The following is an 18,501-nucleotide window of genomic DNA, read 5'->3' as shown; positions in this document are numbered from 1 at the left end:
AAAAGCGGTTATGCGCTGATCTGCTTTTACTTGCAGCTTGAGGCTTGCAGCTTGCCGCTGCTTTTAATATTCGCTGAGGGAAAACTCGGTCAGGCAGAAGGTCGGTACCCCGGCCGCTTGCAGGCGACGCGAACCTTCCAGCTCTGGCAGGTCGATGATCGCCGCCGCCTCGAACACCTGGGCGCCGGTGCGGCGTACCAGGTTGGCCGCGGCCAGCAGGGTGCCGCCGGTGGCGATCAGGTCATCGAAGATCAGCACCGAATCCCCCTCGCAAAGGCTGTCGGCGTGCACTTCCAGGAAGGCTTCGCCATATTCGGTCTGGTAACCCTCGCTCAGGACGTCGGCCGGCAGTTTGCCTTGCTTGCGGAACAGGATCAGTGGCTTGTTCAACTGGTGGGCGATGATCGAGCCGATCAGGAAGCCCCGTGCATCCATGGCGCCGATGTGGCTGAACTCGGCCTCGACATAGCGCTCGATGAACTGGTCGGCGACATAGCGCAGCCCGCGCGGCGACTGGAACAGCGGGGTGATATCGCGAAAGATCACGCCCGGCTTGGGGAAGTCCACTACCGGGCGGATCAGGGCTTTGAGGTCGAAGGTGTCGCTGTGCATGGGGCGGGTATCCTGGAAAAACCAAGGCGCCAGTATACCCTGTTCACGCCACGATCAGGCCTCGAGCGCACCACCGGCCAGCGCGCACAGCTGGATCGGGTCGAGGATATGCACTTCCTTGCCCTCAGCCTTGAGCAGGCCGTTCTGCTGGAAGCGGGTGAACACGCGGGACACGGTTTCCACGGCCAGGCCCAGGTAGTTGCCGATTTCGTTGCGCGACATGCTCAGGCGGAACTGGTTGGCCGAGTAACCGCGGGCGCGGAAGCGCGCGGACAGGTTGACCAGGAAGGTGGCGATGCGCTCGTCGGCGGTTTTCTTCGACAGCAGCAGCATCATTTGCTGGTCATCGCGGATTTCACGGCTCATCACCCGCATCAGTTGGCGACGCAGTTGTGGCAGTTGCACCGACAGCTCGTCGAGGCGTTCGAACGGGATCTCGCACACCGAGGTGGTTTCCTGGGCCTGGGCCGAGACCGGGTAGGCCTCGGTGTCCATGCCGGACAGGCCGACCAGTTCGCTGGGCAGGTGGAAACCGGTGATCTGCTCTTCGCCGCTGTCGCTCAGGCTGAAGGTTTTCAGGGCGCCGGAGCGAACCGCGTAGACCGAGCCGAAATTGTCACCCTGGCGGAACAGGAACTCGCCTTTCTTCAGCGGGCGGCCGCGTTTGACGATTTCATCCAGTGCGTCCATGTCCTCGAGGTTGAGGGACAGGGGCAGGCACAGGGGGGCCAGGCTGCAATCCTTGCAGTGGGCCTGGTTGTGTGGGCGCAGTTTTACTGGCTCGGACATTTCTTTCGATCCTTGTGGGAAAGCACACATAAGCCGTAAGGATAACCCGCGGCATGGGCTGTAGGCCAGCGTGCGCATTTTTGGTGCGTGCCGGCAACGGTCCGGCAAGGGGTTCCGGTACCGTACAACTGTCCATAGTGTGCCTCGAAAGGCCCGCTGTCCATGCGGTGAAACGCCTCAATACATTCAGATCACCCTGGAGAAACGCTGGCGATTCTGCTGCGCCAGGTAGGCATCGAAGACCATGCACACCGAGCGCGCCAGCAACCGCCCGGCCGGCAGGATACGGATACCCTGGGTATCCAGGGTGATCAGGCCGTCACGCTGCATGGCCTGCAGCTGCGGCCAGAGATCGTTGAAGTAACCGCGAAAATCAATGGTGAAAGCCTGTTCGATGGCTTCGAAGTCCAGTTCGAAGTGGCAGATCAGTTGCTGGATGACTGCCCGGCGCAGGCGATCATCCTGGTTGCACAGCAGGCCACGCTGGGTCGCTAGCTGGGCAGTGGAGAGGGTGTCCTGGTAGGTGTTGAGGTCGCTGCTGTTCTGGCAGTAGAGATCGCCGATCTGGCTGATCGCCGACACGCCCAGGCCGATCAGGTCGCAATGACCATGGGTGGTGTAGCCCTGGAAATTGCGTTGCAGGGTGCCTTCTTCCTGGGCGATGGCCAGTTCGTCGTCGGGCAGGGCGAAATGGTCCATGCCGATATAGCGATAGCCGGCGGCGGTCAGTTGGTCGATGGTGGCGTGCAGCATTTCCAGCTTGGCGGCGGGGGCCGGCAGGTCGTTGCTGTCGATGCGCCGTTGCGGCATGAAGCGCTCGGGCAGGTGGGCATAGTTGAACACCGACAGGCGGTCGGGCTGCAGGCGGATGACCTCCTCGACGGTGCGGGCGAAACCTTCCGGGGTCTGCTTGGGCAGGCCGTAGATCAGGTCGAGGTTGATCGAGCGGAACTGCAGGGTGCGCGCGGCCTCGATCAGGGTGCGGGTCTGCTCCAGGCTTTGCAGGCGATTGACTGCGCGCTGCACGGCCGGGTCAAGGTCCTGCACGCCGAGGCTGACACGGTTGAAGCCCAGTTCGCGGAGCAGGCCCATGGTCGACCAGTCGGCTTCGCGCGGGTCGATCTCGATGCCATAGTCGCCGGAGTCGTCATCCAGCAGGTTGAAGTGCTGGCGCAGGGTGGCCATCAGCTGGCGCAATTCCACATGGCTGAGGAAGGTCGGTGTGCCGCCGCCGAAATGCAGCTGTTCAACAACTTGTTTAGGGTCGAGGTGGCAGGCGATCAGCTGGATTTCCTGTTCCAGGCGCTGCAGGTAGGGCGCGGCGCGGCCGCGGTCCTTGGTGATGACCTTGTTGCAGGCGCAGTAGTAGCAGATGTTGGCGCAGAACGGCACGTGCACGTACAGCGACAGCGGGCGTGTGGCGCGGCGGCTCTCGCGCAGGGCGTGGAGCAGGTCGAACGAGCCCACTTCGCCATGCAGTTGCACGGCGGTCGGATAGGAGGTGTAGCGTGGCCCGGCCAGATCGTAGCGACGGATCAGGTCGGCGTCCCAGCGTAGGTCGTCGAGCATGTGGGTAGTCCCCGGATAGAGCTGCAGTGTCCGGAGTCTAGGGGCGTCTGTAGGAATCTATGTTGATTTGTGTCAGGAATCCGGCGCTCGCCGAGCAGGGCCACTGCCGCGTGGTCCCTGTGGGAGCGGGTTTACCCGCAAAAGGACCGCACAGCGACCCCTCAGTGCCCCATGAGCCAGTGCTGGTGTGGCCCGGGCAAGGTCCACAGGCCGAACAGGATCACCAGTACGCCCCCGGCCATGCGTACCCCGCGATTGCGCAACAGGCCGCCGACGCGCTCGGCGGCCAGCCCGGTGGCCAGCAGTACCGGCCAGGTGCCCAGGCCAAACGCCAGCATCAGCGCGGCGCTGTGCAGCGCATCGCCCTGGCTGGCCGACCACAGCAAGGTGCTGTACACCAGCCCGCAGGGCAGCCAGCCCCACAGCGCGCCAAGCAGCAGGGCGCGGGGCAGGCTGGAGACCGGCAGCAGGCGCGTGGCCAGCGGCTGCACATGGCGCCAGAGCCCGCGCCCGAGCGCTTCGATACGAGTCAGGCCGCTCCACCAGCCAGCCAGGTACAGGCCCATGGCGATCAACAGCAGCGCCGCCAGTACCCGCAGCCCGGTGGCCAGCGGGCTGCTGGCCACGGCCACGCCGGCCAGGCCCAGCAGCAATCCGGCGGCGGCATAGCTGAGGATGCGTCCCAGGTTGTAGGTCAGCAGCAGGCGTAGCCGCCTGCCGCGTTGCTCGGGAGGAATGGCCAGGGTGAGCGCGCCCATCAGGCCGCCGCACATGCCCAGGCAGTGACCGCCGCCGAGCAGGCCAAGGACCAGGGCCGAGCCGAGCAGGGGGATCAGTTCAGGCACGCGGGGTCGGGTCCTGGTCGTCGGGCTTGGTTTCGTCGTGCTTCACCGCAGCCTGGTGGCGAGGGTCCTGATCGTCGAACAGGATGCTGTGGGCCGGGCCTTCGAGGTCGTCGTACTGGCCGCTGTCCACCGCCCAGAAGAAGATGTACACGGCAACGCCAACCAACAGCAGGGCGGCGGGGATCATCACGTAGAGGGCGGGCATAGCGCTTTCCTTTCATGTGCCGGCGTTGCCTCGGCGCTGGCGCGGGGCAGGCGGGTCAGGCGCAGGGCGTTGAGCACCACGATCAGCGAGCTGACCGACATGCCGATCGCCGCCCACACCGGGGTTATCCAGCCAAGCGCGGCGAACGGCAACATGAGGCCATTGTACAAGGTCGCCCAGAGCAGGTTCTCGACAATGTTGCGCCGGGTGCGGCGGGCCAGGTCGAAGGCCTGCCCCAGCGCCTGCAGGCGGTTGGACAGCAGCACGGCGTCGGCGCTGGTCTTGGCCAGGTCGGTGGCGCCGCCCATGGCGATGCTGATGTCGGCGGCGGCCAGTACCGGCACGTCGTTGACCCCGTCGCCGACCATCAATACTCGATGCCCCTTGGCCTGCAGGGCTTTCAGGCGTTCGAGCTTGTCGTCCGGGCGCAGGCCGCCGACAGCCTGGTCGATGCCCAGCTGCGCGGCCACCTCGGCGACCATCGGCGAGCTGTCGCCGGACAGCAGCAGGGGCTGCCAGCCGCGCGCCTTGCAGGCTGCCACCAGGCCGGGGGCGTCCTCGCGCAGGCGGTCGTCGAGGCCGAACCAGGCCAGCGGCCCCTGGCGATCACCCAGCAGCAGCCATTGGCCGCGCGGTGCAGGCACGGCAGGCACTTCGCTGCCGCTCAGGGCGCAGACGAAGGAGGCTTGGCCTATGCGCAGGCGCTGGCCCTGCAGTTCGCCTTCAAGACCCAGCCCGGGCACGCTGCTGACCGCGTCGGCCGGCTGGGCGGCGCGGCCAAAGGCGCGGGCGATGGGGTGTTCGGAGCGGTTCTCGAGGGCGGCGGCCAGGGCCAGGCAGCTGTCGCTGTCCAGGCGCCCCAGCGGGCGGATGCTGCGCAGTGTCAGGCGGCCTTCGGTGAGGGTACCGGTCTTGTCGAAGATTACCGTGTCGATCTGGTTCAGGCCCTCCAGTACATGACCGCGGGTTACCAACAGGCCGAGTTTGTGCAGCGTGCCGGTGGCAGCGGTGAGGGCGGTCGGGGTCGCCAGCGACAGGGCGCAGGGGCAGGTGGCGACCAGCATGGCGAGGACGATCCAGAACGCCCGGGGCGCATCGAGTTGCCACCAGACCAGGCCAATGACCAGCGCCGCCACCAGGGTGAACAGCAGGAACCACTGCGAGGCGCGGTCGGCGATTTCGGCCAGGCGTGGTTTCTCCGACTGGGCGCGTTCGAGCAGGCGGACGATCGCCGACAGGCGCGACTCCTGGCCCAGGGCTTGCACCTCGACCGTGAGCGTGCTCTCGATGTTGAGGGTGCCGCCGGTGACCCGGTCGCCAGCGCCTCGTGGCAGGGGCAGGTACTCGCCGGTCAGCAGCGATTCGTCGACGCTGGAGCGGCCTTCGACGATGCGTCCGTCGGCGGGGACCACCGCGCCGGGCAGCACCTGCACGCGGTCGCCGCGTTGCAGCTCGCCCAACAGGATGCGCTCGGCCTGGCCGTTGGCATCCAGGCGCAGGCACGAGGCCGGCAGCAGATTGACCAGTTGCGCGGTGGCGGTAGCGGTGCGTTCGCGGGCGCGGCGTTCAAGGTAGCGCCCGGTGAGCAGGAACAGGGCGAACATGCCCACGGTGTCGAAGTACAGTTCGCCGTGACCGGTGATCGCAGTCCAGATTCCGGCGCAATAGGCCAGGGCGATGGCCAGCGATACCGAGACGTCCATGGTCAGGTGGCGGGTGCGCAGGTCGCGGGCGGCGCCCTTGAAGAACGGCGCGCAGCTGTAGAACACGATGGGTGTGGTCAGGAACAGCGCGACCCAGCGCAGGATGGTGTGCATCTCTGGCGACAGGTCGATGTTGAATTCCGGCCAGGTGGCCATGGTCGCCATCATCGCCTGGAACCACAGCAGGCCGGCCACGCCGAGGCGACGCAAGGCGCTGCGGTTTTCCCGGGCCAGTTGTTCGGCAGCCTGGTCGGGTTGGTAGGGGTGGGCGGCGTAGCCGATCTGGCGCAGCTCGGCGAGCAGCCTGGACAGCGGCAACTGGCTGTCGGCCCAGGTAACCAGCAGGCGGTGGTTGGACAGGTTCAGGCGCGCCTCGGCGACCCCGGGTAGGTTGCGCAGGTGCTTCTCGATCAACCAGCCACAGGCGGCGCAGCTGATGCCTTCGACCAGCAAGGTGGCCTCGGCCTGTTCGCCTTCGTGGCGGACGAAGTGGCGTTGCACGTCATTGCGGTCGTACAGCGCCAGCTCGTCCTGCAACTGGCGGGGCAGGGCCTCGGGGTTGGCGTTGCTGTCGCTGCGGTGCTGGTAGTAGTGCTCCAGGCCCCCGGCGACGATGGACTCGGCCACCGCCTGGCAGCCGGGGCAGCAGAACTGCCGTGGCGCGCCAAGCACCACGGCGGTGAAGCGACTGCCGGCGGGGACGGGCAGGGCGCAGTGGTAGCAGGGGGTGGGGTGGGTCATTTTGCGTCTATCTTTTGGCTTGGGATTGCCGGGGTCGCTTTGCGGCCCTTTCGCGGCACAAGGCCGCTCCTACAGGGGGGCCGCCTTGTGCCGCGAACAGCGGTGCGGCGATTCATTGCTGGTGCTCGGCACCTTGCAACGCTTCATCCCCCAGCTGCAAGGTCACCCCGTGCTCGACCTTCTCTTCCTCGAACAATCGCCACACATGGTCGTCCTGGCTGCCGAGCAACTCGACGAAGCGCCGCCCTTCGACCTTGTCGACCAGCTGGCCGACATAACGCCCCGGCTCGCTGCGCGCCAACTGGACCTTGCGGTCTTTGTCCGGCTGGGTCGGCGAGATGAGGTTGAGCTCCAGCGCCTGTGGGGCGCTATTGCCGGTCAGGCGTACCTCGACCTCGCCGGTGAGGTCGTCCAGGTGCACGCTGGCCTTGAGGTTGAGGGCCTGGGCCAGTAGCTCGCGGTCCAGCGAGCGGTTGATGCCCTTGCCGGCTTCGTAGTAGTTGTCGTTGACCAGGTTGTCCGGGTTGCGCACGGCGATGCTGACCATGGTCAGGCTCAGGCACACCGAAGTGGCCAGGATGCCAATGATGATCCAGGGCCAGAGGTGCTTGTACCAGGGGCTGGCGGCGGTGGCAGGCATTGTCGAAATTCTCTCTCAGCGGATCTGTGGGCCGATGAAGCGGCTCTTGGCTTCAACCTGGCTGGCGCTGTCGTCGGCGTCCTTGAGGATGAAGGTGATTTCGTTGGTGGTCGAAGGCAGTTGCTCGGGGGCGACCGACAACTGCACCGGCAAGGTGACGATGTCGCCAGCGCTGACGCGGATTTCGCGCCGACCTTCGAGCTTGAGGTCCGGCAGGCCGGCGGCGTCGAGCACATAGACGTGGTCGCGTTGGTCCTTGTTCATCACCTTGAGGCTGTAGACGTTCTCGATCCGGCCCTGGGCGTTCTCGCGGTACAGCACGCGGTCCTTGGCGACATCGAAGCCGACCAGCGAACGGGTGGCGAAGGCGGTGGCCAGGGCGCCGATCATCACCAGCAGCACCAGCGCGTAGCCGATCAGGCGTGGGCGCAGCATATGGGTTTTCTGGCCTGACAGGTTGTGTTCGGTGGTGTAGCTGATGAGGCCCTTGGGGTAGTTCATCTTGTCCATGATCGCGTCGCAGGCGTCGATGCAGGCGGCGCAGCCGATGCACTCGATCTGCAGGCCGTCGCGGATGTCGATGCCGGTCGGGCAGACCTGCACGCACATGGTGCAGTCGATGCAGTCGCCCAGGCCCTTGGCCTTGTAGTCCATGTCCTTCTTGCGCGGACCGCGGGTTTCGCCACGGCGCGGGTCGTAGGAGACGATCAGGGTGTCCTTGTCGAACATCACGCTCTGGAAGCGCGCATAGGGACACATGTACACGCACACTTGCTCGCGCAACCAGCCGGCGTTGCCATAGGTGGCCAGGGTGAAGAAGCCGACCCAGAAGTAAGCCCAGCCGTCGGCCTGCCCGGTGAAGAATTCGAAGACCAGTTCGCGGACCGGGGTGAAGTAGCCGACGAAGGTCATGCCGGTGACGAAGCCGATCAGCAGCCACAGGCTGTGCTTGGTGAACTTGCGCAGGAACTTGTTGGCGCTCATCGGTTGCTTGTCCAGCTTCATGCGCTGGTTGCGGTCGCCTTCGGTGACCTTCTCGCACCACATGAACACCCAGGTCCACACGCTCTGTGGGCAGGTGTAGCCGCACCAGACCCGGCCGGCGTAGACAGTGATGAAGAACAGGCCGAAGGCGGCGACGATCAGGATGCCCGAGAGCAGGATGAAGTCCTGCGGCCAGATGGTGGCGCCGAAGATGTAGAACTTGCGTTCGGGCAGGTCCCACCACACGGCCTGGCGGCCCCCCCAGCTCAGCCAGACGGTGCCGAAGTACAGCAGGAACAGCACCGCGCCGCCGACCATCCGCAACCTGCGGAACAGGCCAGTGAAGGCACGGGTGTAGATTTTTTCGCGCGAGGCGTAGAGATCGACGGAATCCTTCCCTTTGCTGGCAGGCGGGGTGACATCATGTACCGGAATTTGCTTGCTCATCATCAAGTCCCACGGCAGTGGAGAAATGCCGCGGCCAGTGCTTGCCGGCCGCAGTCTCGCGCGTTCTGCTAGCGCTCTGCGGCCCATGATACGCCTGTGATGGCGCGTGCGGGGCGCGCTGCGACCTTTAGTCGCGTTGGGTTTTTGATAGGAATCGTGATATGGCGGCTGTCAATTGATCCAGGTCATGAAGCCTGCAGGAATCGTGCTGTCAGTGCCGGCCTCTTCGCGGGTAAACCCGCTCCCACAAGGATCAGTGAAGTACCTGTGGGAGCGGGTTTACCCGCGAACAGGCCAGGCCTGCCTTACTCAGGCTGGGTCGGCGGCTCGGCTTGATGCGACAGGCTGTAGACATAAGCGGCCAGCAGGTGGACCTTGTCGTTGCCCTGCATCTGCGCCTGGGCTGGCATCTGCCCTTGGCGGCCATAGCGGATGGTCTGTTGCAACTGGGCGAAGCTCGAACCGTAGATGAACGCCTGCGGGTGGGTCAGGTTGGGCGCGCCCATGGCTGGGGTGCCCTTGCCTTCGGGACCGTGGCAGGCCACGCAGTTGGTGGCAAAGATTTGCTGGCCCTTGGCCGGATCGGCCTTGGCGTCCGCCGGCAGCTGGCGCCCGTCGAGGTTGGTCAGCACGAACGCGGCCACATCCGCCACGCCTTGCTCGCCAATCACCGTGGCCCAGCCTGGCATCACGCCGTGGCGGCCGTTCATGATGGTGGTCTTGATGGTCTCCGGCTCACCGCCCCAGCGCCAGTCATTGTCGGTCAGGTTGGGGAAACCATAGGCGCCGCGGGCATCGGAGCCGTGGCACACCGAGCAGTTGGAGGCGAACAGCCGGGCGCCCATCTTCAGTGCCTGCGGATCCTTGGCCACGTCTTCCAGCGGCATGGCGGCGAATTTGGCGAAGATCGGCCCGAAGCGGGCGTCGGCCTTGGCCATCTCCTTTTCCCACTCGTGCACCCCGGTCCAGCCGGCCTGGCCGTTGCTGAACTCGGTCTGCTTGTCGTTATCCAGGTAGGCATAGCCGGGCAGGATGCCTTTCCAGTTGCCCAGGCCGGGGTAGAGCACCAGGTAGCCGAGGGCGAAGACGACGGTGCCGACGAACAGCCAGAACCACCATTTGGGCAGCGGGTTGTCGTACTCCTCGATGCCGTCGAAGGCGTGGCCGACGGTTTCGTCGGTGATCTCCTCGCGCTGGCCCTTGCGGGTCGACAGCAGCAGCCAGGTCAAGGCGAAGATGGTGCCCAGGGTCAGGACGCTGACGTACAGACTCCAGAAGGTTGTCATTGTTGTTTGCTCCTAGAAGCTCGTGCTTGCTCGAGGTGCCGGGTGGCCTCGGGGTCGTCCGCGAACGGCAGTTGCGTCGCTTCATCGAAGTCCTGCTTGCGCCGCGGGCTAAACACCCACAGCGCCAGGCCCACGAAGGCCACCAGCACCACCACGGTGCCGAGGCCGCGAATCATCCCGATATCCATCACGGTCACCGTTTGCTCTTGATGAGGGTGCCAAGGCCTTGCAGGTACGCGACGATGGCGTCCATCTCGGTCTTGCCCTTGACTGCGTCCTTGGCGCCGGCGATGTCTTCGTCGGTGTACGGCGTGCCCAGGGTGCGCAGGACTTCCATCTTCTTGGCGGTGTCCTTGCCATCGAGCTTGTTCTCGACCAGCCACGGGTAGGACGGCATCTTCGACTCCGGCACCACGTTGCGCGGGTTGTACAGGTGCGCGCGGTGCCAGTCGTCGGAGTAGCGGCCGCCGACGCGGGCCAGGTCCGGCCCGGTGCGCTTGGAGCCCCAGAGGAACGGGTGGTCCCACACGCTCTCGCCGGCCACCGAGTAGTGGCCGTAGCGCTCGGTCTCGGCGCGGAACGGGCGGATCATCTGCGAGTGGCAGCCGACGCAGCCTTCGCGGATGTAGATGTCGCGCCCTTCGAGCTCCAGCGCGGTGCGTGGCTTCATGCCCTCGACCGGCTTGTTGGTGACGTCCTGGAAGAACAGCGGGACGATCTGCGTGAGGCCACCGACGCTGACGGCGATGACCATGAAGAAGGCCATCAGGCCAATGTTCTTCTCGACTGCTTCATGCTTCATCAGTGGGCTCCCGCGACGACGATCTTGGCGGCTTCCTCAGCCTGTGCCGGGTTGGCGGCGCGCACGGTGCGCAGCACGTTGTAGGCCATCAGCAGCATGCCGGAGGCGAAGAACGCACCGCCCAGGGCGCGGACGATGAAGCCCGGGTGGCTGGCCTGCAGCGCTTCGACGAAGGAGTAGGTGAGGGTGCCATCGTCGTTGATGGCGCGCCACATCAGGCCCTGGGTGATGCCGTTGACCCACATCGAGGCGATGTACAGCACGGTGCCGATGGTCGCCAGCCAGAAGTGCGCGTTGATCAGGCCGATGCTGTGCATCTGCTCGCGGCCGTAGAGTTTCGGGATCATGTGGTAGACCGCGCCGATCGAGATCATCGCCACCCAGCCAAGAGCGCCGGCGTGGACGTGGCCGATGGTCCAATCGGTGTAGTGCGACAGCGAGTTGACTGTCTTGATGGCCATCATCGGGCCTTCGAAGGTAGACATGCCATAGAACGCCAGCGAGACCACCAAAAAGCGCAGGATCGGGTCGGTGCGCAGCTTATGCCAGGCCCCCGACAGGGTCATCATGCCGTTGATCATGCCGCCCCAGCTCGGCGCCAGGAGGATGATCGACATCACCATGCCCAGCGACTGCGCCCAGTCGGGCAGGGCGGTGTAGTGCAGGTGGTGGGGGCCTGCCCAGATGTACAGGGTGATCAGCGCCCAGAAGTGCACGATCGACAGGCGATAGGAGTAGATCGGCCGCTCGGCCTGCTTGGGCACGAAGTAGTACATCATCCCCAGGAAGCCAGTGGTAAGGAAGAAGCCCACGGCGTTGTGCCCGTACCACCACTGGATCATCGCGTCGGTGGCGCCGGCGTAGGCCGAGTACGACTTGAACAGGCTCACCGGCAGCGAGATGTGGTTGACGATGTGCAGCATCGCGGTGACCACGATGAAGGCGCCGTAGAACCAGTTGCCGACGTAGATGTGCTTGGTCTTGCGCTTGACGATGGTGCCGAAGAACACCAGGGCGTAGGTGATCCAGACGATGGCCAGGAGGATCGCCAGCGGCCACTCGAGCTCGGCGTATTCCTTGGTGGTGGTGAAGCCCATCGGCAGGGTGATCAGCGCGCCGACGATCACCGCCTGCCAACCCCAGAAGGTGAAGGCGGCCATGCTGTCGGAGATCAGCCGGGTCTGGCAGGTGCGCTGCACCACGTAGTAGCTGGTGCCGAACAGGGCACAGCCGCCGAAGGCGAAGATCACCAGGTTGGTGTGCAGCGGGCGCAGGCGGCCGAAGCTCGTCCATGGCAGGTCCAGGTTGAGCTGGGGCCATACCAGTTGCGAGGCGATGAAGACGCCGAGCCCCATGCCAAGGATCCCCCAGACCACCGTCATGATGGCGAACTGGCGGACGACCTTATAGTTATAAGCAGTCGGACTGATTGCAGTGCTCATTCTAAGGTTCCACGGTTTGGGTGTTCTTGTTGGTTGGTAAATCGGCGCCAGTATCGATAACCACCAGGGTTATGGCAACGCAGGCGATCGGGCACCGACCCGTGTCCAGACCCTTTTCGCCACCGTCCCGTGGCGTTGGGGTTGAACGATTGTACACAAACAAATATTTGTAATGTGTACCATTTTTCATGTTTTTCTGATCGATCGGTCAAGCTTTTAAATCCGGGACGGGCAGGCAAGGCGTCATCCCAAAGCCGCAGGCTCGTGTGACTGGATCGCAGGCGTGGTGTCAGGCTGTGCACCACGTCTGTTCCGGTCGCTGCGAGCGGAGCCACTGTGGCAACAAGCTTAGTAGTGTTCGGAGGGGGTGCAAGGCGGGGGAGATGCTGGAGAAGGGGCTTACTGTGCAGGCCTTCGCGGGCAAGCCCGCTCCCACAGGTACAGCACTGGACCTGTGGGAGCGGGCTTGCCCGCGAAAAGAGCCGCGAAGCGGCCCTCGGGTTTTACTTGGCGGTTACGGTTTCCGGTACTTGGTCCTGCGACAGGCTATACACATAGGCCGCTAGCAGGTGGACCTTGTCGTTGCCCTGGATGTCATGCTGCGCAGGCATCTGGCCCTGACGGCCATAACGGATGGTCTGCTGCAACTGGGCGAAGCTCGAGCCGTAGATGAACGCCTGCGGGTGGGTCAGGTTGGGCGCGCCCATGGCGGGGGTGCCCTTGCCTTCAGGCCCGTGGCAGGCCACGCAGTTGCTGGCGAAGATCTCCTTGCCCTTGACCGGGTCGGCCTTGGCGTCCGCCGGCAGCTGGCGGCCATCGAGGTTGGTCAGCACGAACGCGGCCACATCCGCCACGCCTTGCTCGCCGATCACCGTGGCCCAGCCCGGCATGATGCCGTGGCGGCCGTTCATGATCGAGGCCTTGATGGTCTCCGGCTCGCCGCCCCAGCGCCAGTCGTTGTCGGTCAGGTTGGGAAAGCCATAGGAGCCCTTGGCGTCGGAGCCGTGGCACACCGAGCAGTTGGAGGCGAACAGTCGGCTGCCCATCTTCAGCGCCTGCGGGTCCTTGGCCACTTCCTCCACCGGCATGGCGGCGTACTTGGCGAAGATCGGGCCGAACTTGGCGTCGGCCTTGTCCATCTCTTTCTGCCACTCGTCCACCTGGGTCCAGCCGTTCTCGTAGCCGGGCAGGATGCCTTTCCAGTTGCCCAGGCCCGGGTAGAGGATCAGGTAGCCGACCGAGAACACCAGGGTGCCGACGAACAGCCAGAACCACCACTTCGGCAGCGGGTTGTCGTACTCCTCGATGCCATCGAAGCTGTGGCCCATGGTCTGGTCGGTGGTGTCGCTGCTCTGGCCCTTGCGGGTGCCGAGCAGCAGCCAGGTCAGGCCGATCAGGCTGCCGATGGTCAGTACGCTGATGTACGTACTCCAGAAGGTGGTCATTGCCCGTTACTCCTCATGGCAGGTTCCTGCCCGGCGGGGGGCAGGCGGTCGTCGACGAAGGGCAGCAGGCGCGCTTCGGCGAAATCTCGGTCGCGGCGGCGGTTGAACACCCACAGTGACAGGCCGATGAAGGCAATCATCACTACCAGGGTGCCGAGGCCGCGGATCATGCCGATGTCCATTTCCATCGCACTCACCTCTTGTTCTTGATCGCGGTGCCGAGCACCTGCAGGTAGGCGACCAGCGCGTCCATCTCGGTCTTGCCCTTGACCTCGTCCTTGGCGCCGGCGATGTCGTCGTCGCTGTAGGGCACGCCGAGGCTGCGCAGGACGCGCATCTTGACGTCGGTGTGGCTGTTGTCGACCTGCGCGGCCACCAGCCACGGATAGGACGGCATCTTCGACTCCGGTACCACGTTGCGCGGGTTGTACAGGTGCGCGCGGTGCCAGTCGTCCGAGTAGCGGCCGCCGACGCGGGCCAGGTCCGGCCCGGTGCGCTTGGAGCCCCACAGGAACGGGTGGTCCCACACGCTCTCGCCGGCCACCGAGTAGTGGCCGTAGCGCTCGGTCTCGGCGCGGAACGGCCGGACCATCTGCGAGTGGCAGCCGACGCAGCCTTCGCGGATGTAGATGTCGCGGCCTTCGAGCTGCAGGGCGGTGTAGGGCTTCATGCCTTCGACCGGCTTGTTGGTGACGTCCTGGAAGAACAGCGGGACGATCTGGGTCAGGCCACCGATGCTGACGGCGAACACCATCAGCAGGGCCATCAGGCCTATGTTTTTTTCAACGACTTCATGGTTCATCAGGCTCTACTCCTCAAGCCAGCTGGGCGTTGGCGGTGGCTTGCTCGGCAGCCGGGGCACGCACGGTGCGCCAGGTGTTCCAGGCCATCAGGAACATGCCGCTGAGGAAGATCACGCCGCCGACGAAGCGCACGACGAAGCCTGGGTGGCTGGCCACCAGGGTTTCGACGAACGAGTAGGTCAGCGTGCCGTCGCTGTTGACCGCGCGCCACATCAGGCCCTGGGCGATGCCGTTGACCCACATCGAGGCGATGTAGAGCACGGTGCCGATGGTCGCCAGCCAGAAGTGCGCGTTGATCAGCCCGAGGCTGTACATGCGCTCTTTGCCGAACACTTTCGGGATGGTGTGGTACAGCGCGCCGATCGAGATCATCGCCACCCAGCCGAGGGCGCCGGCGTGGACGTGGCCGATGGTCCAGTCGGTGTAGTGGGACAGGGCGTTGACCGTCTTGATGGCCATCATCGGGCCTTCGAAGGTGGACATGCCGTAGAACGCCAGCGATACCACCAGGAAGCGCAGGATCGGGTCGCTGCGCAGCTTATGCCAGGCGCCCGAGAGGGTCATCATGCCGTTGATCATGCCGCCCCAGCTCGGGGCCAGCAGGATCAGCGACATGATCATGCCCAGCGACTGCGCCCAGTCCGGCAGCGCGGTGTAGTGCAGGTGGTGCGGGCCGGCCCAGATGTACAGGGTGATCAGCGCCCAGAAGTGGACGATCGACAGGCGATACGAATACACCGGGCGCTCGGCCTGCTTGGGCACGTAGTAGTACATCATCCCCAGGAAACCGGCGGTGAGGAAGAAGCCCACGGCGTTATGCCCGTACCACCACTGCACCATGGCATCGGTGGCGCCGGCGTACAGCGAGTAGGACTTGGTCAGGCTGACCGGGACTTCCAGGTTGTTGACGATGTGCAGGATCGCCACGGTGAGGATGAAGGCGCCGAAGAACCAGTTGCCCACGTAGATGTGCTTGGTGTTGCGCTTCATCAGCGTACCGAAGAACACCACGGCATAGGCGACCCAGACGATGGTGATCAGGATGTCGATCGGCCATTCCAGTTCGGCGTATTCCTTGGTGCTGGTGTAGCCCAGCGGCAGGCTGATCGCCGCCAGCAGGATCACCAGTTGCCAGCCCCAGAAGGTGAACGCGGCCAGGCGTGGCGCGAACAGGGTGGTCTGGCAGGTGCGTTGCACCGAATAATAGGAGGTGGCGAACAGGGCACAACCGCCGAAGGCGAAGATCACCGCGTTGGTGTGCAAGGGTCGCAGGCGGCCGAAGCTGGTCCACGGCAGGTCGAAGTTGAAGGCGGGCCAGGCGAGCTGGGCGGCAATGAAGACGCCGAGCCCCATCCCGACGATGCCCCACACCACCGTCATGATGGCGAATTGGCGGACCACCTGATAGTTGTAGGCGGTACTGCTGGTTGTGTTCATGTATGGGTTCCCATCCACGGTTATAGGCAGGCTAAACAGCGAGGCAAGCATGATTAATGGGCTAAGTGCCGGTATTGACGGGGATCAATGGGCGAAGATCGGAAATGTCCCAGGCTTGCGCTGCGATCCTCCGAAAACTACGGGGGATCGCAGCGTTTGCGCCTGCCTGATCCTGGCCCATGGCGCCGGTGCGCCGATGGACAGCGGGTTCATGGAGGACATGGCGCAAAGGCTGGCAGGGCAAGGGGTAGGGGTGGTGCGCTTCGAGTTTCCGTACATGGCCGAGCGGCGTGTCGGCGGCGGCAAGCGGCCGCCCAATCCGCAGAAGCTGTTGCTCGAAGCCTGGCGGACTGTATACGAACAGGTGCGACCTTTGGTCGCGGGCAAGTTGGCCGTGGGCGGCAAGTCCATGGGCGGGCGCATGGCCAGTTTGCTCGCCGACGAACTCGGCGCGCACGCGCTGGTGTGCCTGGGCTATCCGTTCTATGCGGTGGGCAAGCCAGAGAAGCCCCGGGTCGAGCATCTGGCGGGGCTGCGCACGCCGACGCTGATCGTGCAGGGCGAGCGGGATGCCCTGGGCAATCGCGAGGCGGTGGCGGGGTATGAGTTATCGCCGGCGATCGAGGTGAACTGGCTGGCGGCGGCGGATCATGACTTGAAGCCGTTGAAGGCTTCGGGGTTCAGCCATGAGCAGCATCTGCAGGCGGCTGCGGAAAAGGTGGCAGGTTTCCTGAAGAGTTGATGCTGCCTTCTTCGCGGGCAAGCCCGCTGCCACAGGTCAAGGGCAGTGCTGAACCTGTGGGAGCGGGTTTACCCGCGAAGAGGCCGGTGCAGGCGACAGCTTAGTCGCGGTACTCGCACAGGTAGGCGGTATCGACGGCGACCTTGAGCTGGAACTTGCTGTCGGCCGGCACGTTGAACTGGCTGCCCGCGCCGAACTTTTCCCAGTTGTCGCTGCCCGGCAACTTGACGGTCAGGGCGCCGCAGACCACGTGCATGATCTCGCGCTTGGCGGTGCCGAACTCGTATTCGCCCGGGGCCATGACGCCGACGGTGGCCGGACCTTCCTGGCCTTCGAAGGCGATCGACTTGACGGTGCCATCGAAGTACTCATTGACCTTGAACATGGAGCGGCTCCTGGAAAAGGGCTGAAAAATGGGCTGGCCAGTATGCCCAAGGCCCGCCGCGACGTCATCTGTTTCAGGCGTCTCCCGCCGGCAGGCTCAAGGGCAGCAGGCGGGCGGTGTTGCGCGCATCTTCCAGGGCCCGGTGCTGGCGCCCGGCAAACTGCAGCCCGGCCAGTTGCAGGGCACCGTTCAGCCCGGTCGGGCGCTGCAGGTGGCGGGCCTTGGCGAAGCGCTGCTTGAGGTTGATGTGCGGCAGTTGCGCCAGCAGGCTGTGCACCTGGTGCGACTGCCATTCCTGCAGCAACTGCTTGCGGTCGTAGTCGCCCCAGCTGACCCAGGCCTGCAAGTGTCCCTGGTGATGCGTCAGCCAGCGCTCGAACTGCCCCCAGACCTCGGCGAAAGGCGCGGCGCCATCGACGTCGGCCTGGCGGATGTGAGTCAGCTCGCGGCAGAACGGGGTCAGTTGCGGCCGCCGCCGAGGCCGCACGAAACGCTGAAAATGCTCGACCTCGCGGCCGTCGCGGGTGACCAGGCTCGCGCCGATCTCGATGACTTCCATATCCGTGACCGGCCAGCCACCCTCGTCGGTGGTGGCTTCCAGGTCGATCACCAACCAATGGCCCATGCCAGGCTCCCTATCAATGCGCGAAGGCCCGCCGGTAAGGCCTCGAAGAGGCGCCAGCGCGCGGGCCAGTAGAGCGTAGCCAAAGTCGGCGCGCACGGCATCCCCTGGCACTTTGGCATATCCGGCGGTTGTGCCGGTCAGGGAAAACGCCTAGCTTTAGCGCATTAAGGCCCCAACCTGTGATGAGTGTCCCGACTTGATCCCTCTGCCCAGCCTCAAGCTGTCGTCTTCCCTGCTGTTGTTCGCTACCTTGTTGCTGACAGCCGCGGCGCGGGCCGACGAGGCCCGTGAGGTGAAAGTGGGGGCGGCGCATTTCCCACCCTACACGGTGCGCCCGGAGCAGGGCGCCGATACTGGCCTGCTGCCGCAGTTGGTGGAGGCCCTCAATCGGATGCAGGGGCAGTACCGTTTCGTCCTGGTACCGACCTCAATCCCCAGGCGCTTCGGTGATTTTCAGCAGGGCCGCACCGACATGGCGATCTTCGAGAACCCGCAATGGGGCTGGCAGGGCATCGCGCACAAGGCCGTGGACATGGGCCTTGAGGATGCCGAGATCTTCGTCACCCGGCGACAGGCCGAGCGTGACCAGCGCTATTTCGACGAGCTTGACGGCAAGCGCCTGGCGCTGTTCAACGGCTATCACTACGCCTTCGCCGATTTCAATCCGGATCCGGCTTACCTGAAGAAGCGCTTTCGCGCGACCCTGACCTACTCCCATGACAGCAACCTGAACATGGTCGAGCGTGGGCGTGCCGATATTGCCCTGGTGACTCGCTCCTACCTGATCGATTTTCTCAAACGCAATCCCGAAAGTGTGCTCATGGCTTCGACGCGGGTCGACCAGGTCTACCATCACTACGCGTTGTTGCGTCCCGACGCGCCGATCAGCCCCGAGGCATTTGCCGGCCTGCTGCGCGGCCTGCGCGAAAACGGTGAGCTGTTGCGAATCTTCCAGCCTTACCAGATCACCGTCCAAGCCCCGCACGACTAAATTGCCCA

General features: G+C 64.8%; 20 protein-coding genes. 2 read left to right on the top strand and 18 right to left on the bottom strand.

Annotated features, from left to right (window positions below):
* Window positions 1-63: 63 nt before the first annotated feature.
* The 16 genes from HU772_RS16655 to ccoN (HU772_RS16580) all read right to left on the bottom strand — a co-directional run bounded on the left by HU772_RS16655 (window position 64) and on the right by ccoN (HU772_RS16580) (window position 15,750).
* Window positions 64-612, bottom strand: a complete 549-nt coding sequence (locus HU772_RS16655; protein ID WP_028692867.1) for an adenine phosphoribosyltransferase — start codon at window positions 610-612, stop codon at window positions 64-66.
* A 54-nt stretch (window positions 613-666) separates the two neighbouring features.
* Complete coding sequence (gene fnrA / locus HU772_RS16650; protein WP_186661113.1) at window positions 667-1,401, bottom strand: Crp/Fnr family transcriptional regulator FnrA; 735 nt, start codon at window positions 1,399-1,401, stop codon at window positions 667-669.
* 186 nt (window positions 1,402-1,587) lie between these two features.
* Entirely contained in the window at window positions 1,588-2,970 is a 1,383-nt protein-coding gene (gene hemN, locus HU772_RS16645) for an oxygen-independent coproporphyrinogen III oxidase (protein ID WP_186661114.1), read from the bottom strand.
* 161 nt (window positions 2,971-3,131) lie between these two features.
* The gene (locus HU772_RS16640; protein WP_186661116.1) at window positions 3,132-3,815 is read right to left on the bottom strand and encodes a sulfite exporter TauE/SafE family protein; all 684 of its coding nucleotides are present in this window, start codon (window positions 3,813-3,815) and stop codon (window positions 3,132-3,134) included.
* A complete protein-coding gene (ccoS, locus tag HU772_RS16635; protein WP_186661118.1) occupies window positions 3,808-4,020 on the bottom strand; it encodes a cbb3-type cytochrome oxidase assembly protein CcoS in 213 nt (70 codons plus the stop codon). The genes HU772_RS16640 and ccoS overlap by 8 nt, the downstream gene beginning before the upstream one ends.
* On the bottom strand, window positions 4,002-6,464 hold the full coding sequence (locus HU772_RS16630) for a heavy metal translocating P-type ATPase (protein WP_217858724.1): 2,463 nt from the start codon (window positions 6,462-6,464) through the stop codon (window positions 4,002-4,004). Before HU772_RS16630 ends, ccoS begins: the two co-directional genes overlap by 19 nt.
* A 112-nt stretch (window positions 6,465-6,576) precedes the next feature.
* Window positions 6,577-7,104: a FixH family protein gene (locus HU772_RS16625; protein ID WP_186661964.1), complete on the bottom strand. Its 528-nt coding sequence runs from the start codon at window positions 7,102-7,104 to the stop codon at window positions 6,577-6,579.
* A gap of 15 nt (window positions 7,105-7,119) precedes the next feature.
* On the bottom strand, window positions 7,120-8,535 hold the full coding sequence (gene ccoG / locus HU772_RS16620) for a cytochrome c oxidase accessory protein CcoG (protein WP_186661965.1): 1,416 nt from the start codon (window positions 8,533-8,535) through the stop codon (window positions 7,120-7,122).
* A 305-nt stretch (window positions 8,536-8,840) separates the two neighbouring features.
* The gene (gene ccoP / locus HU772_RS16615; RefSeq protein ID WP_186661966.1) at window positions 8,841-9,821 is read right to left on the bottom strand and encodes a cytochrome-c oxidase, cbb3-type subunit III; all 981 of its coding nucleotides are present in this window, start codon (window positions 9,819-9,821) and stop codon (window positions 8,841-8,843) included.
* Complete coding sequence (locus HU772_RS16610; protein ID WP_186661999.1) at window positions 9,818-10,009, bottom strand: cbb3-type cytochrome oxidase subunit 3; 192 nt, start codon at window positions 10,007-10,009, stop codon at window positions 9,818-9,820. Before HU772_RS16610 ends, ccoP (HU772_RS16615) begins: the two co-directional genes overlap by 4 nt.
* A gap of 5 nt (window positions 10,010-10,014) precedes the next feature.
* Entirely contained in the window at window positions 10,015-10,623 is a 609-nt protein-coding gene (ccoO, locus tag HU772_RS16605) for a cytochrome-c oxidase, cbb3-type subunit II (protein ID WP_110739936.1), read from the bottom strand.
* Window positions 10,623-12,065 (bottom strand): cytochrome-c oxidase, cbb3-type subunit I, encoded by a 1,443-nt coding sequence (gene ccoN, locus HU772_RS16600; RefSeq protein ID WP_186661967.1) that lies wholly within the window; start codon window positions 12,063-12,065, stop codon window positions 10,623-10,625. Before ccoN (HU772_RS16600) ends, ccoO (HU772_RS16605) begins: the two co-directional genes overlap by 1 nt.
* A gap of 503 nt (window positions 12,066-12,568) precedes the next feature.
* Window positions 12,569-13,510: a cytochrome-c oxidase, cbb3-type subunit III gene (gene ccoP / locus HU772_RS16595; RefSeq protein ID WP_186661968.1), complete on the bottom strand. Its 942-nt coding sequence runs from the start codon at window positions 13,508-13,510 to the stop codon at window positions 12,569-12,571.
* Window positions 13,507-13,698 (bottom strand): cbb3-type cytochrome oxidase subunit 3, encoded by a 192-nt coding sequence (locus HU772_RS16590; protein ID WP_110994031.1) that lies wholly within the window; start codon window positions 13,696-13,698, stop codon window positions 13,507-13,509. The genes ccoP (HU772_RS16595) and HU772_RS16590 overlap by 4 nt, the downstream gene beginning before the upstream one ends.
* Window positions 13,699-13,703: 5 nt before the next feature.
* Complete coding sequence (ccoO, locus tag HU772_RS16585) at window positions 13,704-14,312, bottom strand: cytochrome-c oxidase, cbb3-type subunit II (RefSeq protein WP_186661969.1); 609 nt, start codon at window positions 14,310-14,312, stop codon at window positions 13,704-13,706.
* A gap of 13 nt (window positions 14,313-14,325) precedes the next feature.
* On the bottom strand, window positions 14,326-15,750 hold the full coding sequence (ccoN, locus tag HU772_RS16580; protein WP_186661970.1) for a cytochrome-c oxidase, cbb3-type subunit I: 1,425 nt from the start codon (window positions 15,748-15,750) through the stop codon (window positions 14,326-14,328).
* 49 nt (window positions 15,751-15,799) lie between these two features.
* On the opposite strand from ccoN (HU772_RS16580), the gene HU772_RS16575 reads away from it, so the two are divergent.
* Window positions 15,800-16,492: an alpha/beta family hydrolase gene (locus HU772_RS16575; protein ID WP_225923163.1), complete on the top strand. Its 693-nt coding sequence runs from the start codon at window positions 15,800-15,802 to the stop codon at window positions 16,490-16,492.
* A 100-nt stretch (window positions 16,493-16,592) separates the two neighbouring features.
* Here the strand turns inward: HU772_RS16575 and ppnP are convergent, their stop codons facing one another.
* Together ppnP and HU772_RS16565 are read right to left on the bottom strand one after the other, a co-directional pair.
* A complete protein-coding gene (gene ppnP, locus HU772_RS16570; protein ID WP_186661971.1) occupies window positions 16,593-16,877 on the bottom strand; it encodes a pyrimidine/purine nucleoside phosphorylase in 285 nt (94 codons plus the stop codon).
* A 73-nt stretch (window positions 16,878-16,950) separates the two neighbouring features.
* A complete protein-coding gene (locus tag HU772_RS16565; protein ID WP_186661972.1) occupies window positions 16,951-17,502 on the bottom strand; it encodes a 3'-5' exonuclease in 552 nt (183 codons plus the stop codon).
* A 196-nt stretch (window positions 17,503-17,698) separates the two neighbouring features.
* Here HU772_RS16565 and HU772_RS16560 point away from each other — a divergent pair, with 196 nt between their 5' ends.
* Window positions 17,699-18,493: a substrate-binding periplasmic protein gene (locus tag HU772_RS16560; protein WP_186661973.1), complete on the top strand. Its 795-nt coding sequence runs from the start codon at window positions 17,699-17,701 to the stop codon at window positions 18,491-18,493.
* The last annotated feature ends 8 nt before the right edge of the window (window positions 18,494-18,501 follow it).

The organism is Pseudomonas xantholysinigenes (genome assembly GCF_014268885.2).
Taxonomy (GTDB): Bacteria; Pseudomonadota; Gammaproteobacteria; order Pseudomonadales; family Pseudomonadaceae; genus Aquipseudomonas; species Aquipseudomonas xantholysinigenes.
Note: the sequence above shows the minus strand (reverse complement) of the source record. Positions and strands in the feature narration are given on the sequence as shown.